Here is a 2980-nt window from a genome sequence, read left to right as displayed (position 1 = left end):
GGCGCGAACTTCACCCACCCGGTCTCGGGGCCGGTCGGGGCGACCTCGCACCGGGGCGATGAAAGCATCGCGCTGATCGGCACCGACCCGGAAGGGCATGCCGAACACGCCTGGAAGATCGTGGACAACTTCTTTGGTCTTGGCGGAGGGTCGCTGTTCATCAAGACCCATCCGAACAGCACGCATCTTTACGTCGATGCGCCGCTGAACCCGGATGCCGAAGTGTCAGCCAATGTGGCGGTGTTCGACATCCCCGCCATGGGGGGCGATCCGGCGGTGGACCCGGAGTTCAGGACCCTGCCGATCGGCGAATGGGCCGGCATCGCAGATGGACAGCCGCGTGTGGTGCAGCCGGAGTTCAACAAGGAAGGCACCGAGGTCTGGTTCAGCGTCTGGAACGGCAAGGATCAGGAATCGGCCATCGTCGTGGTGGATGACAAGACGCTGGAGCTTAAGCACGTCATCAAGGATCCGCGCCTTGTGACGCCGACCGGCAAGTTCAACGTCTATAACACCAAGACCGACACGTATTGACCGGATCGGGGGCGGGCGCCGTCCGGTCCCCGCCCGTGTCTTTCATTGCCAGAGAGGGCGGAATGGCGGGCAAGATCCATTTGATCGGCGCGGGGCCGGGCGATCCCGAATTGCTGACGCTGCGCGCGCTGCGGTTGATACAGGATGCCGATGTCGTGGTGCATGACCGGCTGGTCTCGGCCGGGATCATGGCCCTTGTGCCTGCGACCGTGCGGCGGATCGCCGTCGGCAAGGCTGCGGGGTTTCATCCGGTTCCGCAGGGGCGGATCAACGCGATTCTGGTTGAACTGGGGCAGGCAGGGCTGACGGTCGCGCGGCTGAAGGGCGGCGATCCGATGATCTTTGGCCGCGGCGGAGAAGAGGGGCAGGCCCTGACCGATGCGGGCATCGCCTGGGACTACGTTCCCGGAATCACGGCGGTTCAGGGGGCAGCCATGGCGACGCGCCTGCCGCTGACGCAGCGCGGGCTGGCCACGGGGTTGCGGCTTGTGACCGGGCACCGGGCGGGCGACGGGCCGCTGGATTTGGACTGGGCCTCGCTGGCCGATCCCGACACCACGCTGGCGGTCTATATGGGCGCGGAGAATATGGCTGGCATCGCGGCACGGCTGATCGCGCAGGGCATGCCCGCCGATCTGCCGGTGCTGGCGATCTCGGGCGCGACGACGGCGCAGGAAATGCGGCTGACCGCGACGCTGGCTGCTATCGGCGCGCGGCTTGAGGTGACGCCCATGCCCGCGCCGCTGCTGTTCATCCTTGGCCGGGTGGCGGCGCTGGCCGGTGATGCGGCGCTGCCGCTTCCGGCGCGGCCCCCTGCGGTGCACCGGCTGGCGGCACGCCATGGTTAAGCTGATCGCCCTTGCCGCCACTCTGCTGGCCGCAGCGGGCACGGTCCCCGCAGAGCGCGCGGCGGAACTGGAACATATGGTCAGGCAGGATTGCGGTTCCTGCCACGGGCTGCGCATGACCGGTGGCCTTGGCAGCCCGATCACCCCCAAGGCGCTGGCCGGGCGCAGTGTCGAGGATCTGTCGCCGGTCATTCTGGACGGCCTGCCCGGCACCGCCATGCCTGGCTGGCGTCCGCTGCTGACCGAGGACGAGGCGCGCTGGATCGCCCGCTATCTGCTGACGGAGAGAAACTGATGCTCAAGGCTTTCGCGGCGTTGATATTGCTGGCCGCCCCGGCGCTGGCTGACGATCTTCGGGGGACCGGTGATCTGGGGCTGATCGTGGAACGCGAGGCCGGATCCCTGCTGGTCGTGGACCGCAGCGAACGCGCCGCCATCGGCCGGATCGAGGGGTTGGGCGATCTGTCCCATGCCAGTCTGGTCTATTCGCCCGACGAACGTTTCGCCTTTGTCTTTGGCCGCGATGGCGGGCTGACCAAGGTTGACATCCTGACCCAGCGGATCACAGCCCGCGTGGTGCAGGCGGGCAATTCCATCGGCGGGGCGATCTCGGATGACGGGCGGCTGGTCGCGGTGGCAAATTACGAACCGGGCGGGGTGCGGGTCTTTGACGCCGACACGCTGGAGATGGTCGCCGATGTGCCCATGCGGTCGAAAACCGTGGGCATCGCCGATGCGCCGGGATCGCGTTTCGTCGTTGCCACATGGGACACCGGCGAGGTCTGGATTCTGGATCATGCCGCCGATCCGGCCAACCCCGTCATCACCCGGCTGCCGGACGTGGGCGCAAATCCGTATGACGCGCTGATGACGGGTGACGGGCGGACCTATATCGTCGGGCTGTTTGGCGAAAAGGGGCTGGCCGCCATTGATCTGTGGCAGGATCCGCCTCAGGTCACGCGGTTCCTGTCCGATTACGGGAAGGATCAGCCCGATCTGCCGGTATTCAAGATGCCGCATCTTCAGGGCTGGACTCTGGCCGATGGCGTCTTTGCCCTGCCCGCCGTGGGGTTGCATCAGCTTTTATGGGTCGATGCCGCCTCGCTGACGGAAATCGCCCGCACCGATCTGGCCGGTCAGCCGGTCTTTGCGCTGGCCCGCCCGGACAAGCGCGAAATCTGGGTGAATTTCGCGCCGCCCGACAATGACAAGGTGCAGATCGTCGATGTGCTGACCCACCGGGTCATCGATACGCTGACCCCCGGCAAGGGCGTGCTGCATATGGAATTCGCCCCGCGCGGGCGCGAGGTCTGGCTGTCGGTCCGCGACGAAAACCGGGTCGAGATCCGCGATGCCCGCAGCCATCAGGTTCTGGACGAAAGTCCGGCACAGGCCCCCTCGGGCATTTTCTTCACCGACCGCGCGCACCGGATGGGATTTTGACCATTGATGATACGGATCTGCGCCTGCTTGACGATTTTCAGCGCGACCTTCCTCTGGTCCCACGCCCCTTTGCCGTGATGGGGGTGACGCTTGGTATCCCCGAGGCCGGGGTGATTGCCCGGCTGGAGGCGTTGCGCGGCGCGGGCCGGATCGCG

General features: G+C 66.6%; 4 protein-coding genes and 1 pseudogene. All 5 read left to right on the top strand.

Annotation, left to right across the window (positions count from 1 at the left end):
• On the top strand, positions 1-534 hold a 534-nt coding region (locus ACK5L9_RS24380), incomplete at its 5' end, for a cytochrome D1 domain-containing protein (protein ID WP_416914050.1).
• Positions 535-596: 62 nt separating this feature from the next.
• Positions 597-1382 (top strand): uroporphyrinogen-III C-methyltransferase, encoded by a 786-nt coding sequence (gene cobA / locus ACK5L9_RS24375; RefSeq protein WP_416914049.1) that lies wholly within the window; start codon positions 597-599, stop codon positions 1380-1382.
• On the top strand, positions 1375-1677 hold the full coding sequence (locus tag ACK5L9_RS24370) for a c-type cytochrome (protein ID WP_416914048.1): 303 nt from the start codon (positions 1375-1377) through the stop codon (positions 1675-1677). Before cobA ends, ACK5L9_RS24370 begins: the two co-directional genes overlap by 8 nt.
• Positions 1677-2825, top strand: a complete 1149-nt coding sequence (locus ACK5L9_RS24365) for a cytochrome D1 domain-containing protein (RefSeq protein ID WP_416914047.1) — start codon at positions 1677-1679, stop codon at positions 2823-2825. Before ACK5L9_RS24370 ends, ACK5L9_RS24365 begins: the two co-directional genes overlap by 1 nt.
• Positions 2822-2980, top strand: a pseudogene (locus tag ACK5L9_RS24360) (Lrp/AsnC family transcriptional regulator); the annotation flags it as partial. The gene ACK5L9_RS24365 and the pseudogene ACK5L9_RS24360, both read left to right, overlap by 4 nt.

It is taken from the genome of Paracoccus sp. (in: a-proteobacteria), from assembly GCF_047973135.1.
GTDB lineage: Bacteria > Pseudomonadota > Alphaproteobacteria > Rhodobacterales > Rhodobacteraceae > Paracoccus.
This window is presented reverse-complemented; position numbering and strand designations above follow the sequence as displayed.

Coding starts and splice junctions, on each gene's coding strand:
- cobA (WP_416914049.1), top strand. CDS start 597: ATGGCGGGCAAGATCCATTTGATCGGCGCGGGGCCGGGCGATCCCGAA.
- ACK5L9_RS24370 (WP_416914048.1), top strand. CDS start 1,375: ATGGTTAAGCTGATCGCCCTTGCCGCCACTCTGCTGGCCGCAGCGGGC.
- ACK5L9_RS24365 (WP_416914047.1), top strand. CDS start 1,677: ATGCTCAAGGCTTTCGCGGCGTTGATATTGCTGGCCGCCCCGGCGCTG.